Annotated in this window: 18 protein-coding genes and 5 tRNA genes; 20 read left to right on the plus strand and 3 right to left on the minus strand. The window is 48.1% G+C overall.

Annotated features, from left to right (window positions below; all coding sequences use genetic code 11):
- The 12 genes from mutM (at nucleotide 1) to H1S01_RS04050 (ending at nucleotide 9,256) form a co-directional block, all read left to right on the plus strand.
- The gene (gene mutM, locus H1S01_RS03995) at nucleotides 1-819 is read left to right on the plus strand and encodes a DNA-formamidopyrimidine glycosylase (RefSeq protein WP_188038819.1); all 819 of its coding nucleotides are present in this window, start codon (nucleotides 1-3) and stop codon (nucleotides 817-819) included.
- Between the two features lie 138 nt (nucleotides 820-957).
- Nucleotides 958-2,892, plus strand: coding sequence for an ABC-F family ATP-binding cassette domain-containing protein (locus tag H1S01_RS04000; protein ID WP_188038820.1), 1,935 nt, complete (start codon nucleotides 958-960; stop codon nucleotides 2,890-2,892).
- A 115-nt stretch (nucleotides 2,893-3,007) separates the two neighbouring features.
- Nucleotides 3,008-3,676: a sporulation membrane protein YtaF gene (gene ytaF, locus H1S01_RS04005; RefSeq protein WP_188038821.1), complete on the plus strand. Its 669-nt coding sequence runs from the start codon at nucleotides 3,008-3,010 to the stop codon at nucleotides 3,674-3,676.
- Between the two features lie 65 nt (nucleotides 3,677-3,741).
- The gene (coaE, locus tag H1S01_RS04010) at nucleotides 3,742-4,341 is read left to right on the plus strand and encodes a dephospho-CoA kinase (protein ID WP_188038822.1); all 600 of its coding nucleotides are present in this window, start codon (nucleotides 3,742-3,744) and stop codon (nucleotides 4,339-4,341) included.
- Nucleotides 4,331-4,906 (plus strand): lytic transglycosylase domain-containing protein, encoded by a 576-nt coding sequence (locus H1S01_RS04015; protein ID WP_341479026.1) that lies wholly within the window; start codon nucleotides 4,331-4,333, stop codon nucleotides 4,904-4,906. The genes coaE and H1S01_RS04015 overlap by 11 nt, the downstream gene beginning before the upstream one ends.
- A 127-nt stretch (nucleotides 4,907-5,033) precedes the next feature.
- The gene (locus tag H1S01_RS04020; RefSeq protein ID WP_188038823.1) at nucleotides 5,034-5,723 is read left to right on the plus strand and encodes a DUF421 domain-containing protein; all 690 of its coding nucleotides are present in this window, start codon (nucleotides 5,034-5,036) and stop codon (nucleotides 5,721-5,723) included.
- A 398-nt stretch (nucleotides 5,724-6,121) separates the two neighbouring features.
- Nucleotides 6,122-7,327, plus strand: a complete 1,206-nt coding sequence (locus H1S01_RS04025; protein ID WP_188038942.1) for a glycosyltransferase family 2 protein — start codon at nucleotides 6,122-6,124, stop codon at nucleotides 7,325-7,327.
- Nucleotides 7,328-7,487: 160 nt separating this feature from the next.
- Nucleotides 7,488-7,946 (plus strand): pyruvoyl-dependent arginine decarboxylase, encoded by a 459-nt coding sequence (locus tag H1S01_RS04030; RefSeq protein WP_155476059.1) that lies wholly within the window; start codon nucleotides 7,488-7,490, stop codon nucleotides 7,944-7,946.
- A gap of 139 nt (nucleotides 7,947-8,085) precedes the next feature.
- Entirely contained in the window at nucleotides 8,086-8,922 is an 837-nt protein-coding gene (speE, locus tag H1S01_RS04035) for a polyamine aminopropyltransferase (protein ID WP_188038824.1), read from the plus strand.
- A 100-nt stretch (nucleotides 8,923-9,022) separates the two neighbouring features.
- Nucleotides 9,023-9,099: transfer RNA gene (locus tag H1S01_RS04040), tRNA-Asp, on the plus strand.
- Nucleotides 9,100-9,102: 3 nt separating this feature from the next.
- Nucleotides 9,103-9,178 (plus strand) — tRNA-Phe (locus H1S01_RS04045).
- Nucleotides 9,179-9,181: 3 nt separating this feature from the next.
- A tRNA-Gly gene (locus H1S01_RS04050) sits at nucleotides 9,182-9,256 on the plus strand.
- 51 nt (nucleotides 9,257-9,307) lie between these two features.
- On the opposite strand, the gene H1S01_RS04055 is transcribed toward H1S01_RS04050, so the two are convergent.
- Nucleotides 9,308-9,547 carry a hypothetical protein gene (locus tag H1S01_RS04055; protein ID WP_155476061.1) on the minus strand — a complete coding sequence of 80 codons (240 nt, stop codon included), beginning with the start codon at nucleotides 9,545-9,547 and terminating at the stop codon, nucleotides 9,308-9,310.
- A 90-nt stretch (nucleotides 9,548-9,637) separates the two neighbouring features.
- Here H1S01_RS04055 and H1S01_RS04060 point away from each other — a divergent pair.
- The 7 genes from H1S01_RS04060 (at nucleotide 9,638) to pglX (ending at nucleotide 16,087) form a co-directional block, all read left to right on the plus strand.
- Nucleotides 9,638-9,712, plus strand: a tRNA-Cys gene (locus H1S01_RS04060).
- 23 nt (nucleotides 9,713-9,735) lie between these two features.
- Nucleotides 9,736-9,823 (plus strand) — tRNA-Leu (locus H1S01_RS04065).
- 395 nt (nucleotides 9,824-10,218) lie between these two features.
- Nucleotides 10,219-10,413 carry a hypothetical protein gene (locus H1S01_RS04070; RefSeq protein WP_188038825.1) on the plus strand — a complete coding sequence of 65 codons (195 nt, stop codon included), beginning with the start codon at nucleotides 10,219-10,221 and terminating at the stop codon, nucleotides 10,411-10,413.
- Between the two features lie 350 nt (nucleotides 10,414-10,763).
- A complete protein-coding gene (locus tag H1S01_RS04075) occupies nucleotides 10,764-11,303 on the plus strand; it encodes a 4-vinyl reductase (protein ID WP_188038826.1) in 540 nt (179 codons plus the stop codon).
- A 14-nt stretch (nucleotides 11,304-11,317) separates the two neighbouring features.
- Nucleotides 11,318-11,917: a hypothetical protein gene (locus H1S01_RS04080; RefSeq protein ID WP_188038827.1), complete on the plus strand. Its 600-nt coding sequence runs from the start codon at nucleotides 11,318-11,320 to the stop codon at nucleotides 11,915-11,917.
- A 248-nt stretch (nucleotides 11,918-12,165) separates the two neighbouring features.
- Nucleotides 12,166-12,432 carry a hypothetical protein gene (locus tag H1S01_RS04085; protein WP_188038828.1) on the plus strand — a complete coding sequence of 89 codons (267 nt, stop codon included), beginning with the start codon at nucleotides 12,166-12,168 and terminating at the stop codon, nucleotides 12,430-12,432.
- A gap of 139 nt (nucleotides 12,433-12,571) precedes the next feature.
- Nucleotides 12,572-16,087 (plus strand): BREX-1 system adenine-specific DNA-methyltransferase PglX, encoded by a 3,516-nt coding sequence (gene pglX, locus H1S01_RS04090; RefSeq protein ID WP_188038829.1) that lies wholly within the window; start codon nucleotides 12,572-12,574, stop codon nucleotides 16,085-16,087.
- Here the strand turns inward: pglX and H1S01_RS04095 are convergent.
- Nucleotides 16,073-17,014 (minus strand): alpha/beta hydrolase fold domain-containing protein, encoded by a 942-nt coding sequence (locus H1S01_RS04095; protein WP_188038830.1) that lies wholly within the window; start codon nucleotides 17,012-17,014, stop codon nucleotides 16,073-16,075. The two genes, pglX and H1S01_RS04095, sit on opposite strands and share 15 nt — an antisense overlap.
- Before the next feature lie 280 nt (nucleotides 17,015-17,294).
- Here H1S01_RS04095 and H1S01_RS04100 point away from each other — a divergent pair, with 280 nt between their 5' ends.
- On the plus strand, nucleotides 17,295-17,432 hold the full coding sequence (locus H1S01_RS04100) for a hypothetical protein (protein ID WP_188038831.1): 138 nt from the start codon (nucleotides 17,295-17,297) through the stop codon (nucleotides 17,430-17,432).
- Between the two features lie 76 nt (nucleotides 17,433-17,508).
- Here H1S01_RS04100 and H1S01_RS04105 read toward each other — a convergent pair whose 3' ends face one another.
- On the minus strand, nucleotides 17,509-18,135 hold the full coding sequence (locus H1S01_RS04105; RefSeq protein ID WP_341479027.1) for a fumarylacetoacetate hydrolase family protein: 627 nt from the start codon (nucleotides 18,133-18,135) through the stop codon (nucleotides 17,509-17,511).
- Nucleotides 18,136-18,208 lie beyond the last annotated feature (73 nt).

Here is an 18,208-nt window from a genome sequence, read left to right on the forward strand (position 1 = left end):
TTGCCCGAATTACCGGAAGTAGAAACAGTCCGCCGTTCCTTGGCTTCCCGGGTGCTCAACCGGACGATTGTCAAAGTGGATGTTCGGCTCCCGAAGATGGTCACTTCACCGGCCGGCCGGCCCTTTGCAGATGCGCTCACAGGTCGGCCTATTGTTGAACTCGGCCGTCGCGGGAAATATCTCCTCATACACTTGGACCAAGAAGAGACGCTGGTCATCCACCTGCGTATGACGGGCCGGTTGGTCCATTGTCAAAGCAATACACCAGAACCGGCCCATACGCATGTCGTCTTTGCCTTAGACGATCAGAGCCTGTTGCGTTATACCGATGTGCGCCAGTTTGGCACACTGGCCATCATGGATAGGTCGAACGCTCTAAGCAGTCCGGGAAGAGCGGCTTTAGGCCCCGAGCCGCTGGAGATTTCCTATGAGCACTTCTGCCAAGCCTTGGGTGCCCGCAAAACAAAACTGAAACCGCTATTGCTGGATCAACGTTTTCTTGCCGGGCTGGGCAACATTTATGCCGACGAGGCACTGGCTCGGTCTGGTCTTCATCCCGATCGCAACGCAAATTCCCTGGATGATGAGGAGGGCAGACGGCTCTATGAGAGTATTCAGGCCGTCTTGCAAGAAGGAATTGACGCGAAAGGGACATCCTTTCGGGATTATGTAGACGGGGAAGGAAAGAAAGGCGAGTTTCAGGAAAAACTTTGGGCCTATGGTCGAGAAGGGGAGCCTTGCCGGCGCTGTGGGACAGCGGTGGTACGGGAAAAACGGGGAGGACGGAGTACCCACTTTTGTCCTTTTTGCCAGCGGTAGGGCACTGTGGTCGCTACGTAACGTAATTTTGCGGCCTTGTGCTAGAGTGGAGTTGCGTTGCCTCTCCAATTCACCTTTCACCTACCGTAAGATGTGACTATAGGACCAAAAGGCCTTAGTAAGGATGTTTAGATAACGATGAGCAACCGGATTATTATCCAAAGTAAAAACCTGGCACTCAATTACGGTTCACGCCGGGTTTTTGAGAACGTATCTTTTATTATTCATGAAGGAGATAAGGTTGGGCTGGTTGGTCCCAACGGGGCCGGGAAGACCAGCCTGTTTCGTGCACTGACGGGAACGGAAGAACCTTCCGAAGGAGCTTTAAACTGGACCCAAGGGGTTCGAGTGGGCTATTTGCAGCAGGTCAGGACACCGCCAGCGGGACAGACGGTCTTTACGGCGGCCTTGGAGGAACTCGCTGACATCCTGGCGATGCGCACGGAGATCGCTCGATTGGAAAAAGAGATGGAGCAGCCTGATGTGCTCAACGATGAAAGCACCTTAGACAAGGTGATAAGCACTTATGCAGACCTGACTCACCGCTACGAGGAAGGCGGTGGATACGGCGCTGAGGCTAAAGTGCGATCTGTCTTAAAAGGGTTAGGCTTTTCCGATGACGACTTCCAATTACCTGCCGAGGTGCTTTCCGGCGGCCAGAAGACGAGACTGGCTCTGGCCCGTCTTCTCTTGCGCCCTTACGACCTGCTCATGTTGGACGAGCCGACGAACCACCTGGACATCACTGCAACAGAATGGCTAGAAGATTATCTTCAAAGTTATCGTGGGGCCGTTTTGGTCATCTCCCATGACCGGTATTTTCTCGATAAGGTCAGTGGACGGATTTTCCATCTGGAAATGGGCCAACTTACCGTTTACCCGGGAAACTACAGCCGCTTCCTGCATCTTCGGGAAGAAGCGATGCTGGCTCAGAAACGGGCTTTCGCGAAGGACCAAGCGGAAGTCGCCCGGATTGAGGAGTATATCCGGAGAAATAAAGCCGGCGTGAACGCTAAGCAAGCTCGCGGGCGGGAAACTTTGTTGGCCCGGCGCGAGCGCATCACCAAACCCGTGGAAAGCATGCGGCTGCAGGATTTGAAGTTCATCCCGCAGACGGCCAGTGCCGAACAAGTGTTGGTGACTCACGAACTGGCAGCCGAATATCCCGGCAGACCCCTTTTTTCAGAGCTGGACTTGACGGTCCGGCGGGGCGAGTGTATCGCTGTTTTAGGCAAAAACGGCGTCGGTAAAACATCCTTATTCAAAGTTCTTTTAGGAGAACTGCCGCCTGCTGAGGGAGACGTCCTGTTCGGCGTCCGGGTGAAACCAGCCTATTACGCCCAAGAGCAGGAGCATCTGAACCCGGACCAAACAGTTCTAGAAGCCATCCGGAGCATGAGGCCCATGACAGAGGAACAGGCGCGGACACTGCTGGGGCGCTTTCTTTTTCGTGGAGAAGATGTATTCAAGCCTATCGGTGTTTTAAGCGGAGGCGAAAAAAGCCGCATCGTCCTGGCCCAACTTTTTTTGACGGGTGCGAACTTGCTGCTTCTCGATGAACCGACGAACAACCTTGATATTGGCGCTAAGGAGGCCTTAGAGGAGGCTCTGGCCGATTTCCCAGGAACCCTGATGGTGATCTCCCACGATCGCTTTTTCTTGGACCGCCTGGCCGACCGTGTTCTAGAGTTGGCCGACGGCCGTTTTACGGAGTATCTCGGAAATTACTCCGATTTCCGGGCCAAAAAACTGGAGCTCGAAGCAGCCGCCAAGGAAGCGGCAATCAAACAGGAAGAAAAGAAACAAACTTCGGCAGTTCCCAAGGTGGTTATGCGCGATGATAACCAACGGAAGATCTCAAACCCTTGGAAAAGGGAACAAGCCTTAAAAGATGCGGAAGCCCGGATTTCTCAGCTGGAAGCAAGGTTGCAGGAACTGACGGAAGCTTTGGCCTCGGAGGAGACGTACCGCGACGGTAACTACGCTCGGAAGATACAGGACGAGTTTGAGGATCTTCAAGCCAAGTTGACCGAGGCTTATGCAGAATGGGAAACTGTTATGGAGTCCTTCTAGTCAACCTTTGGAACGCAGCCAACCTGCTATAGGTCTGATGCTCTCCTCTCGGTACCTTTTCCGGAAGACACCATAGTATATGGGGGAAACGGTGTCAGCCCGGGAGGGAGTAATCGTGACGATATGGTCGTTGTTAGGATTGGCGGTCGCCTTAAGCCTGGATGGTTTCGGAGCAGGAATCGCCTACGGAATCAAGCGGATCCGTGTACCATTGTTTTCCCTTTTGGTTATCTGTCTTTGTTCAACTATCGCCATGGCGGTGGCCCTATTGGCAGGACACGGTTTAACGACGCTGATCCCCGGAGAATGGGCCGGCAAACTAGGCGGACTTATTCTCATCTTGCTGGGTCTTTTTCAGCTGTTGAACACACTGAAAGACAGTTCAAATCGACAGATTGTTCAAGAAGATGTTCCGGAAAATGTATCTGAGTTGGAAGCTGAGCAGATTCTCTCGATTACGCTGCGACCTTTTGGCCTCGTTATCCAAGTGCTGAGAGAACCGACGCGAGCTGATTTGGACCACTCCGGCGAATTAGTCCCGCGAGAAGCCCTTTTGCTGGGTATCGCTTTGAATATGGACGCCATGGCTGCTGGGCTTGGCGCTTCCATGGTCGGCAGCCTGCCATTGTTTACACCCCTGGTGGTGGGATTTACTCAACTGCTCTTTGTAAGCACCGGTGTTTATTTTGGTCATCTCCAAGCACGGTGGGCTGGGGGGACTTGGATCGCCTACGGTTCAGGTTTAGTCTTGTTATCCCTCGGTATCGGAAAAATCTTTTTCTAAATAACCTTTTGAAAGTCGACTATTCTTTGTGAGTTTCACATAAATATGTTTAAGGAGAGAACTCCGTGAAAGTTGTCGGTTTGACGGGCGGTATCGCCAGCGGAAAAACGACTGTCGCCAATCACTTGCGAAAGCTGGGGGCGGCAGTCATCGATGCCGATGTGGTCGCTCGCCAAGTCGTCATTCCTGGAGAGCCAGCGTGGAAAAAAATTCTAGGAATTTTCGGGCCAGATGTATTTCGCCCGGATGGTACGCTTGATCGAGTTGCCTTGGGGCGAATTGTCTTTTCCGATCCAACGGCTCGCCAACGCCTGAACGATATTACTCACCCTTTTGTATTTGAGGTCTTTCGCCGCAGAACGGAAGAGTTGGCCCGTGAAGGAAAGACGATGGTCATCTGGGATGTTCCGCTGCTGCTGGAGACCGGCATGGATCGCATGACAGACGAAGTCTGGGTGGTTGCTATTGATGAAGGCACCCAGCTTCATCGTTTGATGGAACGGGACAGGCTCGATGAGACGGCAGCGAGAGCGCGCATATCCTCCCAAATGCCTTTGGCCGAAAAGGTAAAGAAGGCCCATAGAATCATAGACGCGAAGGAACCTTTAAACCTAATGTTGCAAAGAGTAGAACGATACTGGAAGGAGGCGTCTGGTGAGGCTTGACTTCCCACGCACCCGATGGATCAGCCGAGTCGTCGCTACCGTCCTCGTCCTGGGCCTGGCAGGTAACTTCATATGGTTCAGCCCGTGGGTGCAAAAATTACTATATCCTGTTCCCCATAAACAACTGATATTCAAATATTCCTCCGAATATCGGATCGATCCCTACCTTGTGACAGCCATCATTCGTCGCGAAAGTAAATTCTTTTATTGGGCAGAAAGTGCTAAAGGGGCTAAAGGCCTCATGCAGATCATGCCCCAAACGGCTCAATGGGTGTCCAAGCAGATTCCGTTAGCCGGTTACAGCGATGAACAACTGTATGAACCGGAGACGAACATTCGTATGGGCTGTTGGTATCTAGCCAGCCTTAAAGAGGAATTTAACGGTAATATACCGATCATGATCGCCGCCTATAATGGAGGCCGAGGCAATGTGCAGCAATGGATAAAAGAACAGCGATGGTCTGGCAAAGAACATACCCTGGAAGACATACCGTTCCCTGAGACTCGAGAGTATGTGAAGGCTGTCTTGCATGATTATTACATGTATCACGAACTCTACGACTAGCTGGCTTTTTCATTAGGGATCTCTTTACAAAAGAACCGTGAATAGACGGAAGGACAGGTTCATATTAGTCCATTGTAAGGCCATAATAGTACCGGCATAGGTATTATCGTTGAGCCGGGGGACGAATATGGACTTACGAGAAGTATTAACCATTATCGGCAGGGTATTGGTGATCTACCTTTCTGTTCTCGTGATCATGCGTGTCATGGGCAAGCGGGAAATCGGCAAACTTTCGCCTGTCGACCTTGTTGTGGCGATCATGATCGCGGAACTGGCAGCTATACCTATGGAAGATCCCGAAATACCCCTTCATCACGGATTGATCCCCATCGGAATTCTGGTACTTGCTGAAGTGACTTTTTCTTACATCGCTCTAAAATCACCCAGAGCAAGAGATTTGCTCAACGGTTCTCCCACGGTCATCATAGAAAACGGCAAGATATTGGAAGGGGAGATGCGTAGAACACGGTATAACTTGAACGATTTGATGGCCCAATTACGGGAAAAGAATGTACCGAACATTCATGATATTGAATTTGCCGTTTTAGAGACATCGGGGAAACTAAGTGTCATCCCGAAGTCACAAAAACGTCCTCTAACACCGGAGGACCTGCACATCCCCACAGAATACGAAGGCTTGCCTGCACCGCTGATTCTCGATGGTAAAGTAGACTATCGAAACCTTCGAGCGATCAAACAGGATGAAGAATGGCTGTTGAAGGAACTAGAAAAAATGGGTATCAAGGCAGTTGACGAAGTCTTTTTCGCGGCAATTGACACGAAAGGAAACTTTTTTGTCAGTAAGAAACTAGAGTAATCTAAATGACTCCTCTCATTCACGGTTCCTCTGATGCCGGCTTTCGGGAGTCGGCTCCCAATTACATAAGTCCTTATCGATTTAAGAAGCGACTGCAGAATCTTCTAGCAAATCGTGAATGGAATAAGACGGTAAGGGCTGATTCTCTCTTGAACGTAATACCAGTTAGGGACTGCAGAGAAAAGTTTTTCTTCAGAAAATAACTGATTTTAACAGGAGCATTGACGATACCCCGCTTTTTTCGGTACAATACACAAGGATAGTTCCTTGGTTCCACTATTGACTAAAATTACCAAAGAGAAAAAGTGCCCTGACCCCCAACGGGAGGGATAGGGAAAGGAGAGAGTTGAGCCTTGGAGTTATTGGAGGCTCTTTTTCCACAGAGATACGACGTATTCATGATACCTGTTCAATTCATGATCATTTTCTGCACCTTCTATTACCTATTTCTTGCCGTTTTCGGTTTCTACCGAAAGAAGGAAAGTCCACCGGCGGCCCCTCAAAAAACATTTGCTCTTGTCGTTGCTGCCCATAATGAGGAGTTTGTCATCGGTCCTCTCGTTGAAAACCTAAAAAAACTTGACTATCCAAAAGAACTTTATGAGATCTTCGTTGTCGCCGACAACTGCACCGACAAGACCGCCCATATCGCCCGTGAAGCCGGAGCCCAAGTTTATGAACGGTTCAACCGTAAAGAACGAGGCAAAGGCTATGCTCTCGAATGGATGTTTGAAAAGATTTTCCGGATGGAACGCCACTTCGACGGCATTTGCATTTTCGACGCGGACAACCTCGTTAAAGCAAACTTTCTGACTGAAATGAACACAAAGATGGTTGAAGGCCATCAAATTATCCAATGCTATATCGACTCAAAAAATCCCTTTGACACCTGGGTCACAGCTACCTTCTCCATCGCCTTCTGGTACACGAACCGACTCCTTCAACTGGCCCGTTATAATCTCGGCCTTTCCAACCTTCTGGGCGGTACCGGCATGTGTATTGCCACAAACCTGCTGAAAGAATACGGTTGGGGCGCCACTTCCTTAACGGAAGACCTCGAGTTTTCCATGAAAGCGCTTATGAATGGCATCAAAACCTCCTGGGCTCATGATGCCATCATCTACGATGAAAAACCCTTGACCTTTAAACAGTCTTGGAACCAACGCAAGCGCTGGGCTCAAGGACATGTGGATATGTTTATGCGTTATTTCTTGAAGATGGCCTGGAAAGGTTTTACCACGGGCAACTTCTCGATGATCGATGGGGCCATGCATCTCTTCCAACCTCTGCTGGTCATTATCGTAACGATTTTCCTCGTCATCAGCAGTATTGAGCCCTTTGTATCGAGCTATACGCAGGTATTCAGTACAGTCTATGACCAACGGTTGTGGATGATCCTTTCTTATATCCAACTGCTGCTGCCTTTAGTAGCTCTTATGCTGGATAAGGTTGATCGCCGCTCCTATAAGTGGGTCGTCATATACCCGGTCTTCATCTACAGTTGGATTCCTATCTGCTTCTTCGGTTTCTGGAACCGTAATAAGCGCGAGTGGAGCCATACGGTGCACACACGGGGCCTATCCTACAATGAGGTCATTAAGTAGCGGAAAATATTGACATAACCATGTCGGAACAGGGAAGGGAGGCGAAAGTCTTCCTTCCCTACATTTTAATGCAAAATTATTGTTTATTTTTTCGGAGTCTCTGGTATAATAAATTCGGTCTTTGACCGATAATAAAATAAGTCTCTGGAGGTATGCCATTATGCTTCCCGTACCGAAGAAATACTTTACGACAGCTGCGGCTGCGGAGGGAAAAAGTAAGCTTACGGCGTTCGATAACGCCCTGTTGAAAGCCGGCATCGGCAATGTGAACTTGGTGCGGGTCAGCAGTATTCTGCCTCCCGATTGCGAGTACACGCCGGGAATGAAGATTCCCTACGGCGCTTTGGTTCCTACAGCTTACGGTTCCATCATCTCTGACATCCCTGGGGAAACGATCGCTGCTGCCATCGCCGTTGGCGTCTCTCCAGACAGCTTCGGTGTGATCATGGAATTGACGGGCAAATTTTCGAAAGAAGAAGCGGAAGCCCGCATCACAAAAATGGTTCAAGAAGCTTTCGAAGTCCGCGGTATGGAACTGAAGGAAATCAAAGTCAATGCTGTAGAACATACCGTTGAAAAGATAGGTTGCGCCTTCGCTGCTGCGCCCCTTTGGTACTAATCCTCGCATCGTCCATTGAAACACCTGCCTGCGTGAGATAGCAGGCAGGTGATTTCATTCGGGGACCTCTCAACAGCTACGTACACGTTTTTAAAACAATTTGTCGATAAGATGATACTGCGAGAAGGAGTAATGCAAGATGTCTTCAGGGTTCTTTTACACGGAAGAACAAACACCGAATCTGCGCTACAGCTGCAAAATCAACAAAACATTGCACACAGAAACGACGCCCTTTCAAGAGCTAGCTATGATCGACACGGTTCAATGGGGTCGCATGCTCGTATTGGATAACATGGTCATGACGACGATTAAAGATGAGTTTGTCTACCATGAAATGATCAGCCACGTAGCATTGAACACTCACCCTAACCCCAAAAAAGTCATGATCATCGGTGGCGGCGACGGCGGCGCGATCCGAGAAGCTGTGAAGCATGACAAGGTAGAAAAGGCTGTTCTTTGCGAGATTGACGGACGGGTAATCGAAACGTCCAAGGAATACCTTCCAGAAATTGCTTCAGCTCTCTTCGGTCATCCCAAAGTGGAAATACTCGTCGCTGATGGTGTCAAACATATCGAAGAAAATGAAGGCGAATACGACGTCATCATGGTCGACTCGACAGAGCCTGTAGGACCGGCCGAAGGCCTCTTCGCTGCAGACTTCTACAAAGCCGTTTACCGTGCCTTAAAACCGGATGGCATCATGGTCGCCCAGACGGAGTCGCCCTTTGTCAACGCCGAGTTGATCTCCCGCGTCTATAAAGACATCAAGGGCATCTTCCCGATCACTAAGCTTTATCTCGCTTCCATCCCCACGTATCCTTCCGGTCTGTGGAGCTTTACGATCGCTTCGAAAGTATACGATCCGGAAGCTGTCGACGTCAGCACGATTCCGGAACGGGATACGAAGTACTACACACCGGCTCTGCACAAAGCGGTATTTTCACTGCCGAAGTTCGTTCAAGACTTACTTAAATAAGCCCTGACGATTAAAGCAGAATACTCTTAGAGGAATAATCAACCAGTAAAAAAGAATTGACGACAGGGGACAACTTCGCTATAATATCCCTTGTCGGCACGGAGCAGTGGTGTAGAGGCCTAACATGCCAGCCTGTCACGCTGGAGATCGCGGGTTCGAATCCCGTCTGCTCCGCCAGTTGCCTCGGTAGCTCAGTCGGTAGAGCAGAGGACTGAAAATCCTCGTGTCGGTGGTTCGATTCCGCCCCGAGGCACCACTTGCGGGAATAGCTCAGCGGTAGAGCATCGCCTTGCCAAGGCGAGGGTCGCGAGTTCGAATCTCGTTTCCCGCTCCATAACAACAAAGTCGCCACCACGAGCATCCGAGGTGGCGTTTATTTTTGAGATTAATGAAGCTTTCGCCGTGCGATAATCCGGTACTCTTTTCCGTCATGACTGCCTTCGGCATGGTAATCCATGCCGTTACGGTCGAGAAAGGCTAAAATGCTATCGGCCTGGTGGGCGTCGTTCGCTTCTAACGAGATAATCAGTTCGTCACCATCTTTCAGTCGCTCGATCATGTCCCCAATCTTATGGACGTCGGCAGTGAAGATGATGTCCCCTAAATGGGTAAAAATGTCTGCCATTATCTCAACTCCTTTCCCGTAGATATCTATGGACGATCTTAGTTATCCCTTGACGGCAGCTTCTTAAATCTGGTAATATTTAAATACTTCGGCGGCATCGCCAAGTGGTAAGGCAAAGGTCTGCAAAACCTTTATTCCCCGGTTCGAATCCGGGTGCCGCCTCCAATCGCTTTTTTCACGACAAACACGCCGGAGTGGCGGAATTGGTAGACGCAAGGGACTTAAAATCCCTCGGTCCGCAAGACCGTGCCGGTTCGAGTCCGGCCTCCGGCACCACTTCATACATAAAAGCACACTGTAAGGTGTGCTTTTTTTGTTAAGGGGATTTTCTATGTTCGAATCTACTTACTACGGGAGATTTCGACAAAAATATTGTTTTTCTCCCGCTGGTAAATAAAAGAAGCAAAGGCTATAATAAATGGTGTCCCTACACTGTTTCCCCTGCCGGAGAGACCGAAACGCCTGCAGGGGGATCTTTTTTGGTTTTATTGGCTCAACAGATTGCTGTTGGGCCTTTTTGCATTTATGTAGCATTTGTTTAACAGTGAAGAATAACATTGAATAGTGCCATATGAAAATTCAATATAGTAGCAAAATATGGAAAATAGATTACGATGAATACATACAGCTATCGGAGGCTGCGATTGTCGTTGGGGAGGAGTTAGTTTAGGATGAGTGAACTGTTAGAAATTCTTGAATTTGTCCGGAAAAATAGTCGTTTACCCAAGTTGGCGATGGCCAGATTGACGATGCTCTTGGGAGAGGATGTAAATCGGATCGATGAAAATACCCCGTCGAATCCCGAAAAAGTAAAGAGATACACAAAAGCGGCTGAGGAAGTCACCGGCAAACCTTACAAAGCGTAGAAGATGAGCTTTGAACGAAATCTCTTCATCCGTTCCACCTTAGAGGACTGTTTTATAGACCCCCGATCATTTCTGTATGAGATATTATTTCCGATAGACGAAAGATTGTTGAAGTCGTTAGGGGAGTTTGGAAGGCTAGAATTTTATAGCCATTTTCCTCGACCGTTCTTTCGAATTCGCCCATCTGAGGGGATCCAAATGCAGGGCCTAACTGGAGAAAGGGTGATTCGGGTCGTCTTTTTAGGGGAGATAGGTAACCTCCAAAAGGACTTTGAACGAAAACTCGGTGAGGTTCTTGAAAAGAGATTAGACGAGGAGAGAGAAAGGCAACAGGAGGAGGCTTAATTATCATGAAGATGTCCACTTACAAAGCCCTGGAAATAGATTATAAATATGACCCTAAGCAGGCACGCCGAAAGATCAATGGAAACACCTTCGTATTTCACTGTCACCATTATGCAACCTTGTATACCCAGTTAGCCATCGATGCAAAGGATTTAGCGGATGGTCCCCAATTACTAACCGACGCTGCAGAAGACAGCTTCCGAGCATGGTTCGATCGGTACGACGCGGATCACCCTGGAATGACTCTGGAGGAAAAAGCCGACATGGGCCGGCAGTTTTATTCCTGGTCCGGTTTAGGAGATATGAAGATCGGCTGTCTAGGAGAAAACGGTGGTGAAGTTTATTTGCACCACTCCCATCTAGACAGCGGATGGTTAAAAAAATTCGGCCGGGCAGAAAAACCGGTAAATTTTATTACTTGTGGATTTATCGCAGCGCTCTTTTCTAGCTTATATAACCAACCCGCTCGCTCCTATCGAGTCGTCGAAGAGAAGAGCATCGCCTGTGGTGATATGCAATCGCTGTTTATTGCAGTACGGGTTTGAAAGGAGTAAAGCCTATGCCGATCGATAGAAAGCAAATCATTGACCATCTTTGTCGATTGGAGGTGGAAGGAAATGAGAACGGCATGATTTCCGCCTTCGGAGTATTCTTGACGCAATTGCCCGCAGATTTTTGGAACAACTTTGCCGAGCGATTGACACGATCCGTTCGGATGGATCTGCGAAGAGCTGCGGAAGAACTGCTCATCAACGCTGCACACGAGTGCGGATACCATACGGGACAGGGCATCCTGTCTTCCGAAGAGTGGCGTTCTGTCGTTCAACCATTTGTCTTTAAACCACCGGAAGATACCCTGCACGGTCTGTTAGCCGTCATCACCAGCTGGGGCTGGGCTAAGGCAGAGATCGTCGAATTAATCCCGAAAACGAAAATGGTCGTTCGATCCTACGACTATTATGAGGCGGATATTGTCGAGCAGGGACGTTCTTCCAAGATGAGTGCCTACATGCTCTGTGGCATTTGTGCAGCCTTCATGGATCTAGTTTACGGGGATAAATATCCGAATGGGATACACACCTTTCAATGTGCGCAAACGAAAGGGATAGAATGTGGTGATGAATATGGCGAGTTTGTTGCCGTAAAAAGCGGTGACTGAAGCTGTGTATAAAAATAAGGAATAGGCCCCTTGTTAGTATCTCCCCGGAAGACCGGGGATTTTTTATTATTTTAACGATTTTATGCCATGGAACAGCGGAAACAAATCGAATGTTATTGTTGTTGTGAATCCACTCACTCAGAGGTATACTAAAAAAGTGGTTTGAAACAGGGCCAATCAAATGATGCATTCTGTTGAAGGATCGAACATAGCTTCCGTGTCGAATATACATCGATAGGAGTGTTTTTATGTTTGTTTACCGTGTTGCATATCGGTGGCCTAATGGCGAGGTGGAAGGCTTTTTAGGGATTGGTGCAGAAAAGGATATTGCTGAGGCCGACGCCCGGGAGCGCATTGCCAGTCGAATCCGGATTCTAAAACAAAAAGGATTAGTCCCGTCGAACGCCAACTTTAACGAAAAGGCGCTGATCACTTCGGAAGAACAAGTGACTGATGAGGAGTACGGGATCATTCAAAATGATTGGGACAGCCGAGTCTTGATGGATTCTCGCTGATATAACTGAAGAAACGAAATAGAACCTCCTTTTTAGCTGGACAAGCGAAAGGAGGTTCTTTTATGAAAAACCACTTGAGGATAGTATCTGATAAAATATCCGTAACAAACCTTGCTTATGGATAGGGAGGCAGTTCCAAATGGATAAAAGGACATTGAAAAATTTTGCTCTCTCCGCTAGAAAGCAACTTGTCGAAGAGATCGGACAGAAAGCAGAGGCACTTTTTGAAATAAGTGAAGGGGAATTAACTGCAGAGGAAATAAAAAAACGTAGGTTTCTCATCGAGGAAACAGCTTTTAGCTGGTTTATTCGCTTCATCATCTTATGGTACATGGAAGTCAATGATTATTATCCTGCGGGGCTTAAAATCCTGTCGTTAAAAGACCCAAATTTTTTTCAAATGCCCTCGGTGATAAATACTCCTGCAAATCAAGAGCGACTTTCTCATTACATACAGTGCGGAGATCAGGAGGGTTTGTTCCGATCGCTCCTCATCTTGCAATGGGACCTCCTCCAGTCTGTTTTTCCCGAATTGTTGGAGACGATTGATGAAAGGGATGAGAGGCTCCTTCCCTCCAATTTACACTCCCGGGGATCTGTCATTCGCAAACTGGTCGAGAGCATCGACGAAGCGAATTTTCGGGAACATGTTGAAGTCATTGGATGGTTATACCAGTATTATGTCTCTGAGAAGAAAGACGAGGTTTTTGAAGGACTAAAGAAAAACATTAAAATCTCAAAGGATAATATCCCGGCTGCTACCCAGTTGTTCACGCCTGAGTGGATTGTGCGCTATCTCGTAGAAAACTCTATTGGTCGGTTGTGGATCGAAGCCCACCCCGATGAGGCCTTGCAAGCCAAATGGGATTATTACCTTGTAGATGAAGAGCAGGAAGCCGGCGTTTCTGTGGAGTTGAAAAAAATCCGGGAAACGGTCGGAGGGATACAGCCGGAATCGATCAAAGTGCTTGATCCCTCTGTCGGGACTGGGCACATGCTGGTTTACACGTTCGATTTACTTTACGACATCTACCAAGCTGCCGGTTACTCGGAGAGGGATATCCCCGTTTTGATTCTGGAAAAGAACCTTTTTGGTTTAGATATCGATGACAGATCGGCAAAGCTGGCCGCTTTTGCCTTATGGATGAAGGCCAGGAGCAAAAACCCTCGAGTCTTCGAAGATAAAATCGAACTAAATATATGTTCTATCCAAGAAAGCAACCATTTTCCCCGAAGCGCTATCGACGCTTTTTTCATTTCTAATCAAGAAGACCTTACAAAGATTCTCGATCTCTTTCAGGACGCAAAGGAGTACGGATCGATTTTGGAGATTCCTCCGGTACATCTCGGAGCAATCGAAGCTAGGCTGAAGAAAATACGTGAGAACGTTATGAGTCATTACATTCTGGAACAGAACCGGTATGAAATTAGGAAAAGTGACTGCAAGTGCCTTGAACAGAACCCAAAGGATACAGGGACAGCTCTCCGGCAATTGACGTTGCTGATCAAACAAGCGAAGATCATGGCGCAAAAATATGACGTGGTGGTGACAAACCCTCCCTATATGGGGCGTAAAGGGATGGGAAAAAAACTCGTCCAGTATGTCGATCGCCATTACCCTGAAAGCAGCAGCGACCTTTTTGCCGTGTTTATGGAAAAAGGGTTTCGGTGGTGTAAGCCTCACGGGTTTAATGCTATGGTTACGATGCAATCATGGATGTACCTAAGGTCCTTTGAAAAATTTAGAGAAGCCATCCTTTCGCAAAGGACCATATGGACGTTGCTCCATATGGGCAATATGGTCATGGGAATCGCTTTTGGCACATCGGCGACGGTCTTTCGTAACAGTTCGGTCCCAATGTTTAAGGGACGATATCTGTATATGGAAGCGGAAGGGATGGAAAAAGAACAACCGAAAGTGTTCCCACCGCCGCACAATCGAAACAAGGCGATCGCTCAGCAGGTGTTTGAAAAATTGCCGAACCGATCGATTGCCTACTGGCTGAATGAAAAAAACATCGCCCTGTTTCAGGAGGCACCCCCTTTAGGTGCTTTTGGAAAATGCTGCAAAGGCATCGATACGGGTGATAACGCCCGCTTTCTCCGCTTGTGGCACGAAGTGAAGGCGGGAACCATTCGATTTCCTACGGAAAACGTTGAGGAGGCACGACAGGGGGAATATAAATGGGTTCCATACAACAAAGGCGGCAGTTTTCGCAAGTGGTATGGTAACAATGAATTCGTTTTGAACTGGCAAGACGAGGGCGAGGAAATACGAAGCTTTCCCAAATCGAACCTGCGAAATAAAGAGTTCTATTATGTCCCAGGGATCACTTGGTCGACAGTTACGTCGGGCAGTTTCAGCGCCCGGTCCTTCGGCCACGGCTATTTGTTTGACAATGGCGGAAGTTGTTTTTTTTGCGAAAAAGATAAACGGAACTATATTTTGGGGCTCCTGAATTCCAAGCTAATTTTTTTGATCGATTCTCTCAACCCAACGATTAACTATCAACCGGGTGATATCGCCCGGTTGCCAGTGGTAGAGCCTGACGAACACACTTTATCTCAGGTTAATGCGCTCGTGAGGCAGAATATAGAATTGTCCCGGCGAGACTGGGACAACCAGGAGATTTCTTGGGATTTTGAGCGGCACCCTTTGCTGATGCATAAACAGGAGGGGGACAGCTTCGAGGAAACTTTCCATCGGTGGGAAGGTTTTGCCGAAGGGCAATTTAAACGATTAAGAGCGAACGAAGAGAAACTGAACCGGGTTTTCATCGACTTGTACGGTCTGAAAGGTGATCTGGCACCGAACGTGCTTGATAAGGACATTTCCATCAAAAAAGCTGATGCCCTGCGTGATGTCAATTCTTTTTTGTCCTATGCTGTCGGCTGCATGTTTGGCCGGTATTCGCTCGTTCAAGCAGGTCTGATTTATGGGGGCGGCGATTTCGGTGAACGATGGAGGCAGAATAATGCTGATCAGAGTTGGGAGGTTAAGGTAAAAGGGGTAGGCTGGGTGAAAACTGCCTTCGGCCCCGTTGAAGGTAATATTGTTCTCATCGCCAATAGTGAAGCACTACCGAGTTGTGACGAAAACATAGCTGACTGCCTTGCCAAAGAGAATGATATTGTCCACCGGTTTGAGCAGTTTATGGGTGAATGCTTCGGTACCGTTAGGTTAGAAGAGAACTTGAACTACGTCGCTCGGATTTTAGGAAAAAAATCAGTGGAAACGGCCCTGCAGACTATCAGACGGTATTTTCACAGTGATTTTTTCAAGGATCATCTTCAGGTTTATCGGAAAAGACCGATCTACTGGCAGGTCAATTCGGGACCATGGGAAGGTTTTAAGGCTCTTATCTACATGCATCGCTATGATCCGGAAACGCTGACGCGACTGAGAACGATATACCTCCCCTTGCAGATAGGCATCTATGAAGCCGAATTGAGACGCTTAGAAGGGTCTGGAATTTCTAATCCGGAAAAAGGTGCTATCCGTAAAAAGGAAGAGAAAATTTGGGAACAGCTTAAAGAATGTCATCGATTCAGTGAAACACTTGCCCGACTAGCCGAGCAAGCCCTTTCCCTTGATATCGATGACGGTGTTCAAGTGAATTACGCTAAACTGCAATCGGTTTTAGCCAGGATATAAAATATTTTTCAACTGGTTAGCGCCGTCTTCTATGGCCCTTTTTGCTTGGTCAAAATGATCCAGCAAGCTGGCAAAGCCGTGAATCATACCGTTGTATCGTCTCAATGTAACGGGGACACCTGCTTCCTCCAATTTTTTTGCGTACATTTCTCCATCATCGCGGAGGGGATCATATTCGGCGGTGATGATCATTGCCGGCGGCAGTCCATGAAGGTCAGGGTAGAGCAGCGGAGAAGCATAGGGATTTTTTCTGTCTTCATCGTCGCGAAGATAGTGCCGGGCAAACCACTTCATCAACTCAGTGGTGAGAAGGAAGCCTTTGCCGAATTCACGAATAGAGGCGGTCTCGCCGAGAAAATTCGTAGACGGGTAATAGAGCAGTTGATAGACGATTTGGGGAAATCCTCTTTCTTTGGCATGAATGGCGACGACAGTAGCCAAATTTCCTCCGGCGCTGTCTCCACCCACTGCGATGCGCTCTTTATCTATTTGGAATTCCTCGGCGTGATCATGCACCCAGGTTACAGCGTCGTAAGCATCTTCCACAGCAGCTGGGAATTTATGTTCCGGTGCTAACCGGTAATCGACAGAGATGACAGCACAGCGGGCACTTTGGGCCATTTCTCGGCAGAAGGCGTCATGAGTGTCGAGATTACCTACGACAAATCCGCCGCCGTGAAAAAAGACCAGAACAGGGTGGGGGGCACTGCCTTTTGGCGTATAGATTCGTATAGGGATCTTCCGCTCATTGACGATAGCGGTATGATTTTCGATCTTTTGTAAGTTGCCTATGTCGCTTTCGTCGATCGCCCCTATGTGCATCATTGAGGCAGTGCGTATCATACCTGGAGAGAGCATGCTTAAGGGAAAAGTTCCGGTAAAAGAAAAATGCTGTAGAAATTCCTTGACTTGTGGATCGAGGGTCACTTGATGAGCCTCCTTATTCTCGCTATTCTTCTTAAGGATCCATAAAATGTGGCAAATCCATACCCCTGAATCGCTGTTTGCAGGTGGAAAGTGGTGGGAGCGGTTTTGCCATGAGAAGGGTGCTTTTTAAATATAGCGCTTTTTTGAGCGAGACAAAAAGGAGATAATACTTGAAATATTTTCACAGATAGACTACAATAAAAGAAAATTAACACATTCACAAATAGTGGCGTAAATCACAAGGTTGATGCAACAGAACCGGTAAAGGGAGGCGCTGTATATGACTCAAGAAATCCTAAAGGTCCTGCCCACGACCGAATTTGACACGCTCTTGATGTGTGTCTATCAACCCCATGAATGTGTCGAATGTGGCGGCTGCGGTTATTGTGTAGACCAGCAGCCGAAAATTGAGCACTAATTACGTAAGGATACTCCCCAAATCAACAGCCTAAGAAAGAACCCCTAAGACGAAATGTCTCAGGGGTTTCTTCTTTTTATGCCAGTCGGACGGTGCATTCGCCAAGTTGCTCTTCGCCCCAGTACAGGGCTAGATGGTCGCCATGATTGACGGGGCCTACACCGACCGGGGTTCCGGTGAAAATGAGATCTCCTGCATCGAGCCCATAGTGGGAACCGATATAATCGACGAGTGCCTGAGGCGCAAAGACCATCAGGCTTGCATTGCCGCGCTGCACTTCTTGGTTATTTTTCTGCAATACAAATTCTGTTTTACCGAGGTTATCTATCCCGGGAAAGGGAAGGGTCTTTGTTATCAGAGCAGAACGAAGAAATCCTTTGCAAGACAACCAGGGGCGGCCTTGTTTTTTTACTTCGTTTTGCTTATCGCGAAGCGTCATATCAAGACCGAGGGCCATTCGGTCCACTAAGTCGTCCACCTTGATTCCTGGACGATAAGCCTTGCCGATAACGAGCACGAGTTCAGCCTCATAGTGAAGAGAACCTTGATCTGCCGGAAAAGCTATCTCCTGTCCGAGCATCTCCACTAAAGCGTGAGTAGGTTTGGTAAAGATGATCGGCGAGTCGGGAACGGTGTTGCCCAGTTCCTGCGCATGAAGGCGGTAGTTCCAACCGACACAGTAGATGTTGCGTACGTTGTTCACAGAGATGTCCGACCTTTCTTGTGAAATGCTATACCTCAATCATAGCGGGTCATTTCTCTCCTGTAAACTAGCG

Source organism: Heliobacterium chlorum (genome assembly GCF_014502795.1).
GTDB lineage: Bacteria > Bacillota > Desulfitobacteriia > Heliobacteriales > Heliobacteriaceae > Heliobacterium > Heliobacterium chlorum.

Coding starts and splice junctions, on each gene's coding strand:
- H1S01_RS04000 (WP_188038820.1), top strand. CDS start 958: ATGAGCAACCGGATTATTATCCAAAGTAAAAACCTGGCACTCAATTAC.
- H1S01_RS04020 (WP_188038823.1), top strand. CDS start 5,034: ATGGACTTACGAGAAGTATTAACCATTATCGGCAGGGTATTGGTGATC.
- H1S01_RS04025 (WP_188038942.1), top strand. CDS start 6,122: ATGATACCTGTTCAATTCATGATCATTTTCTGCACCTTCTATTACCTA.
- H1S01_RS04030 (WP_155476059.1), top strand. CDS start 7,488: ATGCTTCCCGTACCGAAGAAATACTTTACGACAGCTGCGGCTGCGGAG.
- speE (WP_188038824.1), top strand. CDS start 8,086: ATGTCTTCAGGGTTCTTTTACACGGAAGAACAAACACCGAATCTGCGC.
- H1S01_RS04055 (WP_155476061.1), bottom strand. CDS start 9,547: ATGGCAGACATTTTTACCCATTTAGGGGACATCATCTTCACTGCCGAC.
- H1S01_RS04070 (WP_188038825.1), top strand. CDS start 10,219: ATGAGTGAACTGTTAGAAATTCTTGAATTTGTCCGGAAAAATAGTCGT.
- H1S01_RS04075 (WP_188038826.1), top strand. CDS start 10,764: ATGAAGATGTCCACTTACAAAGCCCTGGAAATAGATTATAAATATGAC.
- H1S01_RS04080 (WP_188038827.1), top strand. CDS start 11,318: ATGCCGATCGATAGAAAGCAAATCATTGACCATCTTTGTCGATTGGAG.
- H1S01_RS04085 (WP_188038828.1), top strand. CDS start 12,166: ATGTTTGTTTACCGTGTTGCATATCGGTGGCCTAATGGCGAGGTGGAA.
- pglX (WP_188038829.1), top strand. CDS start 12,572: ATGGATAAAAGGACATTGAAAAATTTTGCTCTCTCCGCTAGAAAGCAA.
- H1S01_RS04100 (WP_188038831.1), top strand. CDS start 17,295: ATGACTCAAGAAATCCTAAAGGTCCTGCCCACGACCGAATTTGACACG.